Origin of the sequence: Atopomonas sediminilitoris (assembly GCF_022601735.1) — a bacterium.
Lineage (GTDB): Bacteria > Pseudomonadota > Gammaproteobacteria > Pseudomonadales > Pseudomonadaceae > Atopomonas > Atopomonas sediminilitoris.
Genome location: NZ_JAKUMM010000001.1, coordinates 426,747 through 443,098, shown reverse-complemented (window position 1 = coordinate 443,098; position 16,352 = coordinate 426,747). Strand labels below are relative to the sequence as shown.

The following is a 16,352-nucleotide window of genomic DNA, read 5'->3' as shown; positions in this document are numbered from 1 at the left end:
AGGCGCTCCATAGAATGCGCGCCACTTCCGTTGCTCAGTATGAACGGAAGCCTGGGAAGATCCAGGGCCACGTCCCCTTCGTCTAGTGGCCTAGGACACCGCCCTTTCACGGCGGTAACAGGGGTTCGAGTCCCCTAGGGGACGCCATTGCGGGAATAGCTCAGTTGGTAGAGCACGACCTTGCCAAGGTCGGGGTCGCGAGTTCGAGTCTCGTTTCCCGCTCCAAATTTTCTCAGATTTTTTGAAAATCTGAATTGTCCTAGTGGCGTCTGCTGGTTTGTCCAGTTTGCGTCCCCTTCGTCTAGTGGCCTAGGACACCGCCCTTTCACGGCGGTAACAGGGGTTCGAGTCCCCTAGGGGACGCCATTGCGGGAATAGCTCAGTTGGTAGAGCACGACCTTGCCAAGGTCGGGGTCGCGAGTTCGAGTCTCGTTTCCCGCTCCAAATACGAAAAAACGCCATCCTTCGGGGTGGCGTTTTTTTATGGCTGCGATTTTATGCTGGCGCAGCGTTGAGCTGCGCCATGCGTTGGCTTAGTGCGTCGAGCCGTTGGGCAGGCTTTGCAGTTGGCGTGCTTTAGCCCAGTCAAACACCTCGCCGGCTTGTTCGGCGGCATGGCGCTGATCTTCCAGCATTTGAAAGGCCTCGATTTCTTCGTCGGGCATGAAGTGCAAGCAATCACCACCGAAAAACCACAGCAAGTCGCGGGGGATTAAATGTGCCACCTGCGCGTAGCGGCTGAATACTTTGCAGAGTAAATCTTGGCCGATAAACCAGTCGTTATTCTCGCCTTGGCTCATTTCGGTGATCAGTTGTTGCAGCTCATCAAGCAGTTCTTGATGGGCATCTTGGGACCAATGGTCGATGTCGGTGAGGGCGTTGAGCAGCGTGTGTAGCTGCTTTAAAAGGTCGAGGTGGTAGCTGAGGTGGGCGTCGAGCGTCATAACCAATATCTCACTGAATGAGCGAGCAGTATAAAAGGTGCGCGCTTAAGCCCCAAACTTTGTCGATTATCACGTGTGCCGTAGTGAATATCCCTGTGAGAGCAGCATCGAGTGCTTCAATTCAGTAAAACCTTGTCGGCATTTGGTAATTTCCACCAAGCCTTTGCGGCTACCATCCCGTGCTCCCATAAGTCCAACAATGCGTGCTTGCCAAAAGCGAAGCGCAAACCACAAGCAAGGGGATCCATCCATGCAAGACCTGGTCAATACCTTAAATGGCCTGGTCTGGAGTCCAGCACTGATTTATCTGTGTCTGGGCGCAGGCCTGTTCTACTCCATCGTTACCCGTTTCGTGCAGGTTCGTCATTTTGGCGAAATGTGCCGTCTGTTGTTCTCCGGCAAAAAGTCGGAAAAGGGTATTTCGTCTTTCCAGGCCTTGGCGGTATCGCTGTCGGGTCGTGTGGGTACCGGTAACATTGCCGGTGTGGCTGCGGCTATCGGTTTTGGTGGCCCTGGTGCGGTGTTCTGGATGTGGATGGTGGCCTTCTTGGGCGCCGCTACTGCTTATGCCGAATCCACCTTGGCGCAAATCTACAAAGAAGAAGACGAAGGCCAGTATCGCGGCGGCCCGGCTTACTACATCGAAAAGGCCATGGGCCAGAAGTGGTATGCGTGGATTTTCGCCATTGCCACCATTCTTGCGTGCGGCCTGTTGTTGCCGGGTGTGCAGTCCAACAGTATCGGTAATGCGGTAGAAACCGCCTTTGGTGCCGGCACTATGATCAGCACCGGCATGGGTGATATCAGCTCAGCCAAGTTGCTGACCGGTACCGTGTTGGTGATGATCCTTGGCTTTATCATCTTTGGTGGTGTGAAGCGTATTTCGCGTTTTGCTGAGATCGTGGTGCCGTTTATGGCGCTGGGCTACATCATTGTGGCCAGTGTGATCGTGGCGATGAACATCGAACAAGTGCCGGGCATCATCGCGTTGATTGTTGGCGATGCTTTCTCACCGATGGCTGGTGTGGGTGCGGCTATCGGTTGGGGTGTTAAGCGTGGCGTTTACTCCAACGAAGCCGGTCAGGGTACTGGCCCGCACGCGGCGGCGGCGGCTGAAGTTGAACACCCTGCGCAGCAAGGTTTGGTGCAGGCATTCTCGATCTACATCGATACCTTGTTCGTGTGTTCGGCAACTGCCTTTATGATTTTGATCACCGGCATGTACAACGTGCAAGGTGCCGGCGAAGGCGTGTTCTTGGTACAGAACATGGCCGCCGATGTGGCCGCTAACAGCCCTGCCTTTACCCAGTCGGCGATCGAAAGCATGATGCCGGGCGTCGGTAAGCCGTTTGTCGCAGTGGCGCTGTTCTTCTTCTCGTTCACCACGATTTTGGCTTACTACTACATCGCCGAAACTAACGTGGCGTACATCCGTCGCACCATTAAGATTCCCGGTGCCATGTTCTTGCTGAAAGTTGGCATCATGGCGGCGACCCTGTACGGCGCAGTCAAGACAGCTGATCTGGCGTGGGGCTTAGGTGACTTAGGTGTTGGCCTGATGGCCTGGCTGAACATCATTGGTATTTTGATCATCTTCTTCGCGGTTCGCCCTGCGATGGCGTCCTTGAAGGACTACGAAGACCAGCAGAAGGCCGGTGTCAGTGAGTACGTGTTTAATCCGGAAAAGCTTGGCATCAAGAATGCTGACTACTGGGTGAAGCGCTTGAAGCGTCGCCAAGCAGCTGAGCAAAGCAAGCTTGATGATGTGAAAGGTGCGCTGCCAAGCGCCGACTAAAACACACCTGTGTTGCCAACAAAGCCGCCTTTGGGCGGTTTTGTTGTTTTTACAGGCGCTGATCGACATGCTTAGAACCTGCCGGCTTAAGGCTGGTTCTAAGCGCTGTGCACTTTAAAGCTGACTGCACGGTGTATGGCTAAATTGCTGTCGTACCTTGTAAAGCTTAGGCATTACCCCCATAACTGAGCGTCTACCCGCTACCACAATGGCTGCTCCATGACTCAGGCGCTGCGCATTCGCCAATTGCAAAAAACCTATGGCAACGGCTTCTCTGCCCTCAAGGGGATCGACCTTGAAGTGCAGGAGGGTGACTTCTTTGCTTTGCTCGGCCCAAACGGCGCGGGTAAGTCCACCACCATTGGCATTCTGTCGTCGTTGGTGACCAAAACCTCAGGGCAGGTGGAGGTGTTTGGGCATGATCTCGATACCGACCTGATTGGGGTTAAGCGCTGCTTGGGCGTGGTGCCGCAAGAGTTCAACTTTAACCAGTTCGAAAAAACCTTCGATATTCTGGTCACCCAAGCCGGTTACTACGGTATTGCGCGCAAATTGGCCGCCGAACGTGCTGAAAAGTACCTCAAGCAATTGGGCTTGTGGGATAAGCGCGATGTGGCCACGCGGATGTTGTCCGGCGGGATGAAGCGGCGCTTGATGATTGCCCGAGCGTTGATTCACGAACCGCGCTTGCTGATTTTGGATGAGCCGACCGCCGGGGTGGATATTGAGTTGCGCCGCTCAATGTGGAGCTTTTTGAGCGAGTTGAACGCGCAAGGGGTGACCATTATTTTGACCACCCACTACTTAGAAGAAGCGGAACAGCTGTGCCGCAATATCGCGATCATCGATCACGGCAAGATTGCTGAGCACACCAGCATGCGCGAGTTGTTGAAAACCCTGCACCTCGAGACCTTCGTGCTCGACTTAAAAGAGCCGCAAACCGTTGCGCCTGATTTGCAGGGCTATCCGGTCAAGCTGTTGGATAGCCACAACCTAGAAGTGCAAGTGGAGAAGGCGCAGGGCATGACCGCCTTATTTGCCCAGTTACAGGCGCAGGGCATTGAGGTGTTAAGCCTGCGCAATAAAACCAATCGCCTTGAGGAGTTGTTTGTCTCCTTGGTTGAGAAAAACCTTGAGGAGACCTCCGCATGAGTGAGCACCTAAGCGCGGCGCGAGTCGCGCTGTACACCATTGTGCAAAAAGAAGTGCGCCGCTTTATGCGCATTTGGCCGCAAACCCTGCTGCCGCCAGCCATCACCATGGCGCTGTATTTTGTGATTTTTGGCAACCTGATCGGCAGCCGTATCGGCGAAATGGGTGGCTTCGATTACATGCAGTACATCGTGCCGGGTTTGATCATGATGTCGGTGATCACCAACGCCTACAGCAACGTGGTGTCGAGTTTCTTTAGCACCAAGTTTCAACGCTCGGTGGAGGAGCTGATGGTGGCGCCGGTTTCGGCGCATGTGATTTTGTTGGGTTATGTCGCTGGTGGCGTGCTGCGTGGCTTGATGGTCGGCTTTATTGTCACGCTGCTGTCGTTGTTCTTTACCGATTTAAGCGTGCATCACTTGGGTTTAACCGTGTTGGTAGTGCTGCTCACGGCCACAGTGTTTGCCTTGGGTGGGTTTATTAACGCGGTGTATGCGCGCAGCTTTGATGATATTTCCATCATTCCGACCTTTGTGCTCACGCCGCTGACCTATCTTGGCGGCGTGTTTTATTCGATCAATTTGCTGCCCGAGTTTTGGCAGCAGGTTTCCATGGTCAACCCGATCCTGCATATGGTGAACGCCTTCCGTTATGGCATTTTGGGCGTGTCCGATATTTCGATTGGCGTGGCGTTGGCCATGATGATAGTAGCGGTGGCTGTGCTGTACGGCGTGGCGTGGCGCTTACTGGTCAATGGCACGGGCATGCGTCAGTAATTCAGAACGAGAGCCAATCATGCACAACGATGTCCTGCACTCGCCGCTGGGTAAATCCAGCGAGTATCGCGATCATTACAGTCCTGAGCTGCTGTACCCCATTCCACGCGCGCCCAAATGGGCTGAGCTGGGTTTAGACAGCGCCGCGCTGCCGTTTGTTGGGGTGGATGTATGGACTTGCTACGAGTTGTCGTGGCTGTTGCCATCAGGAAAGCCGGTGGTGGCAATTGCTGAGTTCAGCATTGCCGCCGACTCGCCCAATATCATCGAGTCAAAGTCGTTCAAGCTATACCTCAACTCGCTGAACCAGACGGTGTACGCCGACGCTGAGCAGGTGCGCGAGGTGTTGCAACGAGACTTAAGCGCGGCGGCCGGTAAGCCGGTGCACGTGCAGTTGTATGGATTGAACAGCGCGCCACTGGCGCAGCCGCTGCAGGGCGTGTGTTTGGATGATCTGGATGTGCCGCTATCGCAGTATCAGCTCGATGCGGGCTTGCTTAAGCTGGATGAGGCCGGGCATAGCGTGGTGGAGCATCTGTACAGTCACTTGCTTAAATCCAACTGCCCCGTCACCGGGCAGCCGGACTGGGGCAGCGTGGTGATTAATTACCGTGGCCCGCAATTGGATCACGCCAGTGTGCTGGCGTATCTGGTGTCGTTTCGTCAGCATGCGGACTTTCATGAGCAATGCGTAGAGCGCATTTTTTGTGATCTGCGCGCGCTGCTGGGCGAGGCCGCTGAGCTCACCGTTTACGCGCGTTATGTGCGTCGTGGCGGCTTGGATATTAATCCGTACCGTTCGACCTCTAGCGCGGCGCCGGTGTGGTCGCGACTGGCTCGTCAGTAAAGTTTAAATGCCCATGCTGGCCAGCGCTTGCAGCACGTTGCGCAAGGTGCCGGTCAGTGCGGGAAACTCCGCCTCAAAGCGCTCCACCGCCAAGTTAACGCCGTCAACCAAGTTGTCATCGGGCATGGTAGCTTCGTCTTGCTCGCTAAAGCGCTCGATGTCCTTGGCCAGTTCCAGCAGTGCATGGCGGTCGTCATCACTGAGTTGCGCGGGCTCGGCGAGCTGCTGACGCAGGGTGTCGAGTTGTTGCTGCAAAGTCTTACGCGGCATGGCTTGCTCCCTGAAATAAGGCTTACTTTCAGGGTAATGCAAAAGCGCCGTAGCTGCCTGATTTACATCAAGGGCGTTCGCCGTGGCTGAGGCGCTGGGCAATGTCGTCCAGGCATACCGGCAACTCACTGACGCTATCCACCACCGAATGTACGCCGAGCTTAAACAGGCTCAACGTGGCTTGGGCGCGCAGAGCATCTTGCTGATTGGCCGGTAATGCTTGCCATTGCTCTTCACTCAGGCCGATCTGTTGGCTGCTGACGGCGAGGCCCACGCACCAAAGCCCTGCGTTGAGGCCGGCTTGCAGGGTGGCGGGGTCGCTGGAAACCAATACGCTGCCTTGCAGTGCCGGTGCTTCGATGTGGCTTAATGCTTGCCATAGGCGATCTGGCGCGGGCCACGGGCGGGTATCTGGGTTGGCTTGCGGCGCGGCTAACTGAGGGGCAATGTCGCTCAAGGGCTGTTGCAGCACGCGACACGCAGCGCTCGGTAAGTCGTCTACCCAGGCATAACGAACGTCGTGTTGATGCAGGTGCTGCAGGCAGGTGGCCGCCCCGGCGATCAGCTGCTTGGATTGTGTTTCGGCCACGCCCAGCAGGGCGGAATGATCCGCGTGGCGTTGCCAGTGGCTGCGGCAATGGCTGCCGAAATCCACCAAACTGCCGCATAGGCTAAACAGCACAGAGTGCAGGGCGTAGGGTGTGGGCATAGGCACCTCATCAGTGGCCGAGGCAACACACTAAGGTGTTTTTGTGACGACAGGATGACGTGGCAAGTGTCTTGCGCTGTCATGGACTTGTTATATGGGCTGTGCACACTGCCGCCACTTCAACCGATGCGGAGTGTGGCAATGAAATATGCAAAGTACAGCGTGCTGACCAGCGCGTTGCTGATGAGCCTGCAAGTGACTGCCGCCGAGTTAGTCCCAAAGGATATGTGGGCCTCGGGATTTGCCAAGGGCACGGAGATTGTCAGCATTCAAGCGCAATCCCAGCGTGTCGCGGTGTCCAACAGTGAAGAAGGCTTAGTCGATGTACTGGGGATTAGCGCCAAGGGCTTGCACGCGCAGTCGCGCTTTGCTGATTTAGTCGAAGAGGGCGAAGAAATAACCGCCGTCGCTTTTCATCCCAAGCACGACTATTTAGCGATAGCCGTGCGACATGCCGATGCTTTGCAGCGTGGCCGCGTGCTGGTGCTCGATGCAACTAAAGGGGCGCCCTTGGCCAGTTTGCCGATTGGCGTATGGCCAGATAGCTTGGCTTTCAGCCCAGACGGTCAGCACTTGTTGGTCGCCAATGAGGGCGAAGGTTATGTGCCGCTGGGTAAGGGCTTCGTCACCGCACGGGGCTCGCTGAGCTTGTTGAAGACGGCTGGCGAGCCTGCGCAGTGGCAACATCAAGAAATTAGCCTGCCGGCGCTGCATGGTCACCCCGATATGGTTGCGCCGCAGCACGGGCGCAAATTAGAGCGCGAAATTAACGGTGCAGAAATCACCTTGCCCTTCGACAACAGCCCGGAGCACTTGGAGCCTGAGTACGTGGCGTTTAGCCCTGATGGGCGTTTTGCCTACGTCAGCCTGCAGGAAAATAACGCCGTGTTACAGCTCGATATCGCCAAGGGCAGCATCGCGCAGGTGTGGGGTATGGGGATGACGCAGCACGCGGCAGACGCCAAGGAAGACGGCCAATACCAAGCAGACTTTGCCCTGACAGCACTGCGTGAGCCCGACGGCATTGCGTTGACCCCAGATGGCGCATATTTGCTGACGGCCGATGAGGGCGATACCGAGCCTAAAGTGAAAAAGCTCAAAGCAGGTCAGCCCGCTGGCGGTGGCCGTACGTTGAGCATCTTTAATGCCGCCACCGGAGCGTTTGTGGCCGATACCGGCGCGCAATTGGATGACATGGCCAGCGCTGCGGGCGTGTATCCCGATGCGCGAAGCCCCGCCAAAGGTAGCGAGCCTGAGAACGTGGTGAGCTTTGTGGCTGATGAGCAGTTATGGGCCGTCGTGGCGCTGGAGCGTGCCGATGCGCTGGCCTTGGTAAGTCTAGAAAACATTGCCGAGCCAAAGGTGGTGCAGGTTTTGCCCTTGGGCGAAGGCGCCGGCAGCGGTGAAATTGCGCCCGAAGGCTTAGCGCATGTGGTGATCGAAGGCCGTCACTATGTAGTGACTGGGCTGGAAGAAAGCGGTCAGGTCGCTTTGTTAGAGCTGGTTCTGTAAGCACGACAGGCGCGTTGGCGCAGGTGGTGTGCGGCCTGCGCCAACGCCGTGTTACATGCCGTTGGTAAAGCGTTTGTCGCTCATGTCAGCGGCTGCGCGCACGCTGGTCAGGGCGCTGCTGTATAAGCCCAGTAAGCCCAAGGTGTAATCAATGCGCTCGCGCAAGTACTGATCCGCTTCGCTGCTGGGCTCGGGCAGATTCAAGACGTGCTCAACGTCGCGCACGATCAAGTGTTCGGGCAGGTAGCACAGGCGGCAATTTTTGTAGCTAGAGGCGCGTAATTCGCTGATGGGATAAGCACCGCCCACGCCTGCAGATACACCGACCAATAGCCCAGGCTTATGGGCCAATTGCGCTTTGCTGGCATAGATAAAGAAGTTTTTGATCGCCGGCGCGGCCATGCCATTCCACTCTGGGCTGATGATCACCACGGCATCCGCGGCGGCCAGCTGCTGCGCGAACAGTGCCCACGGGCCTTCATCTTCGGCTGGCCATAACGGCAGTGGCACGAGACCTAAGTCGATCACGCTGCTGTTGGCGTCGTCACACAGACCGAGGGCTATGGCGCGTTGACGCAGAAAGCGGGCGACTTTGCTGCTTTGGCTGTTAGCGCGGCTGGAGCCTGCGACGAAGGCAATGTTAGCCATGAGGGTGTCCTTAGTATTGCTTCAAGAATGCCTCAGGCTAGAGCAGGTACGCTGCCGTCACAAGGCGGCAGCGTACCGTTGTGATGAGCTTTTACGGCCAACTAGGTGCGAAATTGCTCCATCAGTTGTTGTTGGTGGCTGGCTAGGTCGTTCAGCGCCTGACTGATACGCGCCGACTCATCCGCCTGCCCTGAGAGCGATTCGGTGACATCGCGAATGCCGGCCACATTGCGGGTGACCTCTTCAGCCACGGCGCTTTGCTCTTCAGCGGCACTGGCGATTTGCAGGTTCATGTCGTTGATCACGCTGACCGACTGGCGGATTTTATCCAGCGCCTCCACGGCTTTTTGCACTTGGCTGACGCTGCCTTGGGCGTGTTGGTGGCTGGACTGCATGGCCCCGACCACCTCAACCGTGCCTTTTTGCAGGTCTTCGATGACCTGGCGGATTTCTTCCACCGAGTCTTGCGTGCGTTTGGCTAAGTTGCGCACTTCGTCGGCGACGACGGCAAACCCGCGGCCTTGCTCGCCGGCGCGGGCCGCTTCGATGGCGGCATTGAGGGCCAGCAGGTTGGTTTGCTCGGCAATCGCGCGGATGACCTCCAGCACTGAGCCGATTTGCTCGCTGTTGTCGGCGAGTTTTTCTACGCGGGCCATCGCCGTGCTCATGTCGCGGGCGAGGGTGTCGATGCTGCCGGTCGTGGCATTGATAACTTGCATGCCTTGGCTGCTGGCACCCTCGGCACTGCGCGCGGCTTCAGCGGCTTGCGCTGCGCTGGAGGTGACTTCGTGCGCGGTGTGGGACATCTCTTGAGAGGCCGTGGCCACTTGCTCGATTTCGCGAAACTGCTGCTGCATGCCATTGCTGGTTTGGCCGGCGATATTGGCGGCGCTGTCAGCGGTGGCGCGGGCGTCGACCACGGATGTTTTTACATCGGCGATGATCGGCTGCAACTTGTCGAGGAAGCGGTTAAACCAGCCGGACAACTCGCCCAGTTCGTCTGGATTGTTGTAGCGCAGGCGTTGGGTCAGGTCGCCGTCGCCGGTGGCGATCTCCTTCAAGCGTGCGGAAACCTGTTGCAACGGCGTGACCACGCTGCGCGCATTCAGCCACGCCAACAGCAAGCCAATCACGCTCATCACCAAGCCGCTGATGAGCGCGAGGTTGGTGCTGACAAGGTTTTGGCTGTCCATTTGCTCGGCAAGCTCTAAGGCGGGGCGCAGCAAGACTTTTTCCGGCACTTGCAGTAATAGGCCCCACGGTTTGGCGCCGGGAATCGGCACGATGGGGCTGTAAAAGCTCAGCATGTCGTTGCTGTTGAAGCCTTTGGCCGCCGTGCTGCCAAGCAGATCGCCCATGGCTTGGTGCAGTTCTGGTAGCTCGGCTTTAACCGGCTTGCCGAGCAAGGTGGCGTGGTTGCTGCTGCCGGCGATTAAGCCACTAGGGCTGAAGATGCTGATCTCGCCGTGGCCCTCAAACAGCACATCGCTGCCGTGGCTGGCGGTGCTTTGAAAGTTCTTCAGTGAAATATCGAGGCCGACCACGCCCACAATCCGCTCACCGGCGTGCAGTGGATAGGCGATGCTGGTCATTAACGTGTCTTGGCCGGCGACTTGATCGACATAAGGCTCCAGTACGCACGTTTGTTTGGTTTGCAGCGGGCAGGTGTACCACGCGTTGTAGGGCGCACCGCTGGGGCCTGGGGTGGTATCGCCGAGGTTTTCTTCGCTCATCACTTCAAGGCTTGGTTGGCGGCTGTCGTCCCAGCTCCAGTACACCGAAAAGCGCCCTTTGTCGTTGCTGCCTAGCGCCTGTTGGTTGGCGAACATGTAGTCTTTTCTGTCGAGGCCGTCCGGCTCGAAGGCCACGTAGACACCGATGAGATCTGGGAAGTCCTCCAGTGCGCCACGGATTTGCGCGGTCATGTCTTCACGCAGGCCAGAGGCGGCAAGCATGCGTTTTTGCTGCTGCGAGCGTAAAAATTCCACTTGCGCGGCTAAGCCACGGCCATAGTTGAAGGCGTCGCGGAACTCGCTTTGCAGGGTTAATGCCCACTCGCGGCCGCGGGCGTCGATGCGCTTCTTGGCCCAGTCATCCAGCAAGGCTTGCGAGGCATCTTTAATCCCGTCACGCATTTCGCCTGCACGGTAGATCGATAGTCCGACCAAGACGCTGACCACCATCAATAGGCTGATGGCGCTCAACAGTAGAATGCGCCACTGAATGGATAACCGCTTTAACAGCATGGTTCGGCTTCCTTGTTGATTGGTTTTATACCGGCTTTGTATCGACCAGCACGCGGTGGGCTTGAGTGCTGTTGCTGCTATCCAGTTTAGAAGCCAAGGCGCAAACCTACCGGCGAGAACAAGTTTTTTTGACTCTAGGGGCCAGCGTGCGCACAGTGCCCCCCCTTTTTTTGTCACAGGCTTTGCACGAGAGGAAAGCATGAATGCTGTCGTGGCCGCTGTCGCGGTGATGTTGTTGTTGAGTTTAGTGCGCGTGCACGTAGTGGTGGCGCTGATCGTTGGCGCGTTATGCGCTGGCGGATAAAGCGCTTGGCTTAATTGGGCAGGCGCCGACGGCGCGTGCTGCCGGCGTGGTGCGTTGGTTGTTGTTGGCGGTGTTGCTGCTGGTGGCGGTGGCTTCGCAAAACGTGCTGCCAATCCATATCGCGTTTATCCCGCTGTTGGTGCCGCCGTTGCTGTATGTGATGGCTAAGCTGCGCCTTGATCGGCGCTTGCTGGCGTGTGTGATCACCTTCGGTTTGGTCACGCCGTATATGTTTTTGCCGACAGGGTTTGGGGCGATTTACCTCAATGAGATCCTGCTGGCCAACTTGGCGAAAAGCGGCTTGGCCATCGAAGGCTTGTCGGTGATGCAGGCCATGGCTTTGCCGGCGTTAGGCATGTTGCTGGGTTTGTTGCTGGCGGTGCTGGTGAGCTACCGCAAGCCGCGTGACTACGACGTGGCTAAAATCGCCAAGGTTGAGTCAGTCAAAGCAGACTACAACCCGCTGAGCCTATGGGTTGCCGGTGCGGCGGTGTTGTTGGCATTTGCCGTCCAGCTGTGGCTCGACTCGATGATTATTGGCGCGCTGTCAGGCTTTGTGTTGTTTTCCCTCTCTGGCGTGGTGCGCTGGCGTGAGGCCGACGGCCTGTTTACCGAAGGCATGAAGATGATGGCCATGATCGGTTTCATCATGATCGCGGCCTCGGGCTTTGCCGAAGTGATGCGCAGTACCGGCGAGATTGAGTCGTTGGTCAGCAGTGCGGCAGGCGTGATGGGTGATAGCAAACTGTTGGCGGCGCTGTTGATGCTGCTGGTCGGGTTGCTGATCACCATGGGGATTGGTTCGTCGTTCTCTACCGTGCCGATTATTGCGGCAATCTATGTGCCGTTGGCCCTGCAGCTGGGCTTTAGTCCCTTAGCCATCGTGTGTTTGGTGGGGACGGCTGGAGCACTGGGCGATGCCGGCTCGCCGGCGTCTGACTCAACCTTAGGCCCGACTGCGGGGCTCAATGTGGACGGTCAACACCATCATATTTGGGATAGCGTGGTGCCTACCTTTGTGCACTACAACGTGCCTTTGCTGGTGTTTGGCACCTTGGCCGCGGTGCTGCTGTAAGGCCGCTTGGCTTGAAAGCGTCACGACGCACTGTCAGTCTTAAGGCTGGCGGTGAGTGGAGGTCGGTATGCGTTTCTTAGGGATTTTGCTGTTGCTTGGCGTGTGCAGCGGCGCGCTACACGCGGCAGACTTGATCAGTGCTGAGCAGTTAAGCACCAAGCCGGCGGCGCTGTTGTTGGATGTGCGCAGCCCGAATGAATACGCCGCAGGGCATATCCCGGGCGCGCACAACATCAGCCATGAACAACTCGCGGCGCGACTCAATGAACTCAGTGCTTATCAGCAGCAGCCGGTGGTGGTGTATTGCCACAGCGGCGCGCGGACTCGCATGGCCATCAGCCAGCTAGAGGCCGCAGGCTTCTCGCAGGTATTGCACTTACAAGGCGACTTTATCGAGTGGCGCGGTGCGGGTCGCCCGGTGGTGATGGGCGACGCGCCTTAATCTGTGCCCGTGCAGGTCGGCTTAGCGCTTCTTACTGATCCACGCCCACAGCATTTCGCATTGAATCGGCTCGATGCCGGCTTCGTCGACGACCTTGATATTGACCTGCACTTCGCCCTTGTCTTGGGTATGAATCGCATGGATTTGCTCAGGCGTCAGCGTCGCCGTGGCGGTTAGAGCGCCGGTGGCACGCTTTAAATAATCCACTTTCAGGGTTTTGATCACCGGTAGCTTGTCGTCCGGTACGTTCATGCCGACCGAAAAGCCGGTGGCAGATTCGGCAACCAAGGCCATGGCCGCTGCGTGTACACCTTTGATGTGGTTTTGCACTTTGCGGCGGTTGCCGATCGACATCACAGAGCGCTCGTGGGTCAGCTCATGGATTTTGATCTTGGCGGTGCCGGCAAACTTCACATTGCTGCCAAACACCCAAGTAATCAGCGGGCTGTACCAGCTGGTAGGGAGTTTGTGCAGGATGTTGACGATGCGGGTGAGGCGGTTGGGTTTGTACTGGCTGGTCATGGCGTTTCTCGGGTGGGGCGCAGGCAAACGCAGTGGCCTGACAACGATCAAAGGGGCGCTGAGTCTGGCAGAGCGTATGGCGTTGGCCTAGTGCCGAAATGGCCGAGGCGGCTGGCGCTTTAGCCAAGTGCGCGGCTTATTAAAAGCGGCAGATAAACAAAAGCCCCGCCGAAGCAGGGCTTTTGTTGCGCTAGCAAGCTAGCGCAGTGCGCGCAGATTTAGACTTGAACAGCCGGAATCTGAGCGTTTTTAGCCGCGTCTTTGAACTCGGCGATCTGGTCGAATGACAGGTAGCGGTAAACGTCGGCAGCCATGCTGTCGATGTTCTTCGCGTATTCCATGTATTCGGCTACCGTCGGCAGCTTGCCGATGATCGAGGCCACAGCCGCTAGCTCAGCCGACGCCAAGAAGACGTTGGTGGCATCGCCCAGACGGTTGGGGAAGTTACGAGTCGAGGTGGAAACCACGGTCGAACCCGTCTTCACGCGCGCTTGGTTACCCATGCACAGCGAGCAGCCCGGCATTTCCATGCGTGCGCCAGCCTTGCCGTAGATGCCGTAGTAGCCTTCTTCAACCAGCTGGTGTTGGTCCATCTTGGTTGGCGGAGCCAGCCACAGGGTGGTCGGAATGCCGCCCTTGACCTTCTCCAGCAGCTTACCGGCAGCGCGGAAGTGACCGATGTTGGTCATGCACGAACCGATGAACACTTCGTCGATCTTCTCACCGGCAACGGTGGACAGCAGACGGGCGTCGTCCGGATCGTTCGGGGCGCACAGAACAGGCTCGTTGACGTCGGCCAGATCGATTTCGATCACGGCGGCGTACTCGGCGTCTTTGTCCGCTTCCATCAGTTCTGGGTTGGCCAGCCAGGCTTCCATCGCCTGAGCACGACGCTCCAGAGTACGTGGATCACCGTAGCCTTCGCTGATCATCCAACGCAGCAGGGTGATGTTGGACTTGAGGTATTCAGCAATGGCGTTTTCTGGCAGCTTGATGGTGCAGCCAGCAGCAGAACGCTCAGCCGAGGCGTCAGACAGCTCGAAGGCTTGTTCAACGGTCAGCTCGTTCAGGCCTTCGATTTCCAGCACGCGGCCAGAGAAGATGTTCTTCTTGCCTTTCTTCTCAACGGTCAGCAGGCCTTGCTGAATCGCGTAGTAAGGAATCGCGTGAACCAGGTCGCGCAGGGTGATGCCAGGCTGCATCTTACCCTTGAAGCGCACCAGTACCGACTCAGGCATGTCCAGCGGCATCACGCCGGTAGCGGCGGCGAAGGCCACCAAGCCAGAACCGGCTGGGAACGAAATGCCCATCGGGAAGCGGGTGTGCGAGTCACCACCAGTACCCACGGTGTCCGGCAGCAGCATACGGTTCAGCCAGCTGTGGATGATGCCGTCGCCCGGACGCAGGGAAACGCCGCCACGGGTCATGATGAAGTCAGGCAGGGTGTGGTGAGTGGTCACGTCGATCGGCTTGGGGTAAGCCGCGGTGTGACAGAAAGACTGCATGGTCAGGTCGGCAGAGAAGCCCAAGCAAGCCAAGTCTTTCAGCTCGTCACGGGTCATCGGGCCGGTGGTGTCTTGCGAGCCCACGGTGGTCATCTTCGGCTCACAGTAAGTGCCCGGACGAACGCCTTGACCTTCTGGCAGGCCGCACGCACGGCCAACCATCTTCTGCGCCAGGGTGAAGCCCTTGCCGCTGTCAGCCGGAGCAACCGGCTTTTTGAAGTCGGTAGAGGCAGCCAAGCCCAATTCAGCGCGGGCTTTTTCAGTCAGACCGCGACCGATGATCAGCGGAATACGGCCGCCGGCACGGACTTCGTCCAGCAGTACGTCAGTCTTCAGCTCGAAGGTGGTGACCAGCTCGTCGCTACCGTGACGGCGAACTTCGCCTTTCATCGGGTAAACGTCGATTACGTCGCCCATGGCGAGGTCGGTGCAGTCGAATTCGATGGGCAGAGCGCCGGCATCTTCCATGGTGTTGTAGAAGATGGGGGCAATCTTGGTGCCGAAGCAGTAGCCGCCAGCACGCTTGTTCGGTACGTAGGGAATATCGTCGCCGAAGAACCACAGCACCGAGTTGGTGGCTGATTTGCGCGAAGAACCGGTACCGACCACGTCGCCGACGTAGGCGACGGGGAAGCCCTTGGCTTTAACGGCTTCGATTTGCTTGAGCGGGCCAACTGAACCGGGCTGCTCAGGCTCGATGCCGTCGCGGGCCATTTTCAGCATGGCTACGGCGTGCAGTGGGATGTCTGGACGGGACCACGCGTCAGGCGCTGGGGACAGGTCGTCGGTGTTGGTTTCGCCAGGCACCTTGAACACGGTCAGGGTGACTTTCTCGGCGATCGCAGGACGCGACTTAAACCACTCAGCATCGGCCCAAGACTGCATCACTGCTTTGGCTTGTGCGTTACCGGCTTTGGCTTTTTCAGCCACGTCGTGGAAGGCATCAAACATCAGCAGGGTGTGCTTGAGCTGCGTAGCGGCGACGTCGGCCAGCTCGGCGCTGTCGAGCAGTTCAACCATGGTGGCGATGTTGTAGCCGCCTTGCATGGTGCCCAGCAGTTCTACCGCGCGCTTTTTGTCCAGCAGCGGGGAAGTGGCTTCGCCTTTGGCGACGGCAGACAGGAAGCCCGCCTTCACGTAGGCAGCCTCGTCCACGCCCGGTGGTACGCGGTTGGTGATCAGGTCGACCAGGAAGGCTTCTTCACCAGCCGGGGGATTCTTCAGCAGTTCCACCAGCGCAGCGGTCTGCTCGGCGTTCAGCGGCTGAGGTACGACGCCTTGGGCGGCGCGTTCTTCTACGTGTTTGCGATAGGCTTCAAGCACAGTTTTACCCTCATCAGTGGTCCCAACAGGCGGTGTGGGACTTATATCTAGCGTTCCGTCACCTGATTGCGCTCGCCGCTTTGTGAGCGACCCTGCCAATCAGTGCAACGGCTTAAGCGAAGCTGCTTTCAAAGTTTTACGCCGCCAAGATGACAATGGGCGCGCAGGGAGGGGTGTCTGCGCGAAACCCTAGGCGGATCGCCAAAGCGCGTGACGCTTTGAAAACAGCTTCGTTTGGGCTAAGGCCAGTGTAGAAAAGCGCGAGATTAAGGGAGCCTTAAG

13 protein-coding genes, 4 tRNA genes and 1 pseudogene are annotated in these 16,352 nt (G+C 57.7%); 11 read left to right on the top strand and 7 right to left on the bottom strand.

Going from position 1 to position 16,352, the window contains the following annotated elements; translation table 11 throughout:
• Nucleotides 1-71 precede the first annotated feature (71 nt).
• The 4 genes from MKI83_RS02130 (at nucleotide 72) to MKI83_RS02115 (ending at nucleotide 444) form a co-directional block, all read left to right on the top strand.
• A tRNA-Glu gene (locus MKI83_RS02130) sits at nucleotides 72-147 on the top strand.
• A gap of 2 nt (nucleotides 148-149) precedes the next feature.
• Nucleotides 150-225, top strand: a tRNA-Gly gene (locus tag MKI83_RS02125).
• A gap of 65 nt (nucleotides 226-290) precedes the next feature.
• A tRNA-Glu gene (locus MKI83_RS02120) sits at nucleotides 291-366 on the top strand.
• A 2-nt stretch (nucleotides 367-368) separates the two neighbouring features.
• A tRNA-Gly gene (locus MKI83_RS02115) sits at nucleotides 369-444 on the top strand.
• 89 nt (nucleotides 445-533) lie between these two features.
• Here MKI83_RS02115 and MKI83_RS02110 read toward each other — a convergent pair.
• On the bottom strand, nucleotides 534-944 hold the full coding sequence (locus MKI83_RS02110; RefSeq protein WP_241583054.1) for a PA2817 family protein: 411 nt from the start codon (nucleotides 942-944) through the stop codon (nucleotides 534-536).
• Nucleotides 945-1,194: 250 nt separating this feature from the next.
• Between MKI83_RS02110 and MKI83_RS02105 the strand changes: the two genes are divergently transcribed.
• From MKI83_RS02105 to queF, 4 genes are all read left to right on the top strand, one after another.
• A complete protein-coding gene (locus MKI83_RS02105; RefSeq protein ID WP_241583053.1) occupies nucleotides 1,195-2,739 on the top strand; it encodes an alanine/glycine:cation symporter family protein in 1,545 nt (514 codons plus the stop codon).
• Between the two features lie 219 nt (nucleotides 2,740-2,958).
• Nucleotides 2,959-3,891: an ABC transporter ATP-binding protein gene (locus MKI83_RS02100; protein ID WP_241583052.1), complete on the top strand. Its 933-nt coding sequence runs from the start codon at nucleotides 2,959-2,961 to the stop codon at nucleotides 3,889-3,891.
• A complete protein-coding gene (locus MKI83_RS02095; RefSeq protein WP_241583051.1) occupies nucleotides 3,888-4,667 on the top strand; it encodes an ABC transporter permease in 780 nt (259 codons plus the stop codon). The genes MKI83_RS02100 and MKI83_RS02095 overlap by 4 nt, the downstream gene beginning before the upstream one ends.
• 19 nt (nucleotides 4,668-4,686) lie before the next feature.
• Nucleotides 4,687-5,514: an NADPH-dependent 7-cyano-7-deazaguanine reductase QueF gene (queF, locus tag MKI83_RS02090; RefSeq protein ID WP_241583050.1), complete on the top strand. Its 828-nt coding sequence runs from the start codon at nucleotides 4,687-4,689 to the stop codon at nucleotides 5,512-5,514.
• Between the two features lie 3 nt (nucleotides 5,515-5,517).
• Here queF and MKI83_RS02085 read toward each other — a convergent pair whose 3' ends face one another.
• Together MKI83_RS02085 and MKI83_RS02080 are read right to left on the bottom strand one after the other, a co-directional pair.
• Nucleotides 5,518-5,784: a DUF4404 family protein gene (locus tag MKI83_RS02085; RefSeq protein ID WP_241583049.1), complete on the bottom strand. Its 267-nt coding sequence runs from the start codon at nucleotides 5,782-5,784 to the stop codon at nucleotides 5,518-5,520.
• Nucleotides 5,785-5,851: 67 nt separating this feature from the next.
• Nucleotides 5,852-6,493 (bottom strand): hypothetical protein, encoded by a 642-nt coding sequence (locus MKI83_RS02080; protein ID WP_241583047.1) that lies wholly within the window; start codon nucleotides 6,491-6,493, stop codon nucleotides 5,852-5,854.
• A 141-nt stretch (nucleotides 6,494-6,634) separates the two neighbouring features.
• On the opposite strand from MKI83_RS02080, the gene MKI83_RS02075 reads away from it, so the two are divergent.
• Nucleotides 6,635-8,005, top strand: a complete 1,371-nt coding sequence (locus MKI83_RS02075; RefSeq protein ID WP_241583045.1) for a choice-of-anchor I domain-containing protein — start codon at nucleotides 6,635-6,637, stop codon at nucleotides 8,003-8,005.
• Nucleotides 8,006-8,056: 51 nt separating this feature from the next.
• Here the strand turns inward: MKI83_RS02075 and MKI83_RS02070 are convergent, their stop codons facing one another.
• Together MKI83_RS02070 and MKI83_RS02065 are read right to left on the bottom strand one after the other, a co-directional pair.
• Nucleotides 8,057-8,653, bottom strand: a complete 597-nt coding sequence (locus MKI83_RS02070) for an NADPH-dependent FMN reductase (RefSeq protein ID WP_241583043.1) — start codon at nucleotides 8,651-8,653, stop codon at nucleotides 8,057-8,059.
• A gap of 101 nt (nucleotides 8,654-8,754) precedes the next feature.
• Nucleotides 8,755-10,899, bottom strand: coding sequence for a methyl-accepting chemotaxis protein (locus tag MKI83_RS02065; RefSeq protein WP_241583041.1), 2,145 nt, complete (start codon nucleotides 10,897-10,899; stop codon nucleotides 8,755-8,757).
• 199 nt (nucleotides 10,900-11,098) lie between these two features.
• Between MKI83_RS02065 and MKI83_RS02060 the strand changes: the two are divergent.
• A pseudogene (locus tag MKI83_RS02060) lies at nucleotides 11,099-12,278 on the top strand (Na+/H+ antiporter NhaC family protein).
• Nucleotides 12,279-12,345: 67 nt separating this feature from the next.
• Nucleotides 12,346-12,720 carry a rhodanese-like domain-containing protein gene (locus MKI83_RS02055; protein ID WP_241583039.1) on the top strand — a complete coding sequence of 125 codons (375 nt, stop codon included), beginning with the start codon at nucleotides 12,346-12,348 and terminating at the stop codon, nucleotides 12,718-12,720.
• A 21-nt stretch (nucleotides 12,721-12,741) separates the two neighbouring features.
• On the opposite strand, the gene MKI83_RS02050 is transcribed toward MKI83_RS02055, so the two are convergent.
• Together MKI83_RS02050 and acnB are read right to left on the bottom strand one after the other, a co-directional pair.
• Nucleotides 12,742-13,242 carry a DUF4442 domain-containing protein gene (locus MKI83_RS02050; RefSeq protein WP_241583037.1) on the bottom strand — a complete coding sequence of 167 codons (501 nt, stop codon included), beginning with the start codon at nucleotides 13,240-13,242 and terminating at the stop codon, nucleotides 12,742-12,744.
• 218 nt (nucleotides 13,243-13,460) lie between these two features.
• The gene (gene acnB, locus MKI83_RS02045) at nucleotides 13,461-16,070 is read right to left on the bottom strand and encodes a bifunctional aconitate hydratase 2/2-methylisocitrate dehydratase (protein WP_241583035.1); all 2,610 of its coding nucleotides are present in this window, start codon (nucleotides 16,068-16,070) and stop codon (nucleotides 13,461-13,463) included.
• Nucleotides 16,071-16,352 lie beyond the last annotated feature (282 nt).

Bases quoted from the DNA above. Each gene is read 5' to 3' on its own strand.
- MKI83_RS02110 (WP_241583054.1), bottom strand. From the start codon at position 944: ATGACGCTCGACGCCCACCTCAGCTACCACCTCGACCTTTTAAAGCAG.
- MKI83_RS02105 (WP_241583053.1), top strand. From the start codon at position 1,195: ATGCAAGACCTGGTCAATACCTTAAATGGCCTGGTCTGGAGTCCAGCA.
- MKI83_RS02100 (WP_241583052.1), top strand. From the start codon at position 2,959: ATGACTCAGGCGCTGCGCATTCGCCAATTGCAAAAAACCTATGGCAAC.
- MKI83_RS02095 (WP_241583051.1), top strand. From the start codon at position 3,888: ATGAGTGAGCACCTAAGCGCGGCGCGAGTCGCGCTGTACACCATTGTG.
- queF (WP_241583050.1), top strand. From the start codon at position 4,687: ATGCACAACGATGTCCTGCACTCGCCGCTGGGTAAATCCAGCGAGTAT.
- MKI83_RS02085 (WP_241583049.1), bottom strand. From the start codon at position 5,784: ATGCCGCGTAAGACTTTGCAGCAACAACTCGACACCCTGCGTCAGCAG.
- MKI83_RS02080 (WP_241583047.1), bottom strand. From the start codon at position 6,493: ATGCCCACACCCTACGCCCTGCACTCTGTGCTGTTTAGCCTATGCGGC.
- MKI83_RS02075 (WP_241583045.1), top strand. From the start codon at position 6,635: ATGAAATATGCAAAGTACAGCGTGCTGACCAGCGCGTTGCTGATGAGC.
- MKI83_RS02070 (WP_241583043.1), bottom strand. From the start codon at position 8,653: ATGGCTAACATTGCCTTCGTCGCAGGCTCCAGCCGCGCTAACAGCCAA.
- MKI83_RS02065 (WP_241583041.1), bottom strand. From the start codon at position 10,899: ATGCTGTTAAAGCGGTTATCCATTCAGTGGCGCATTCTACTGTTGAGC.
- MKI83_RS02055 (WP_241583039.1), top strand. From the start codon at position 12,346: ATGCGTTTCTTAGGGATTTTGCTGTTGCTTGGCGTGTGCAGCGGCGCG.
- MKI83_RS02050 (WP_241583037.1), bottom strand. From the start codon at position 13,242: ATGACCAGCCAGTACAAACCCAACCGCCTCACCCGCATCGTCAACATC.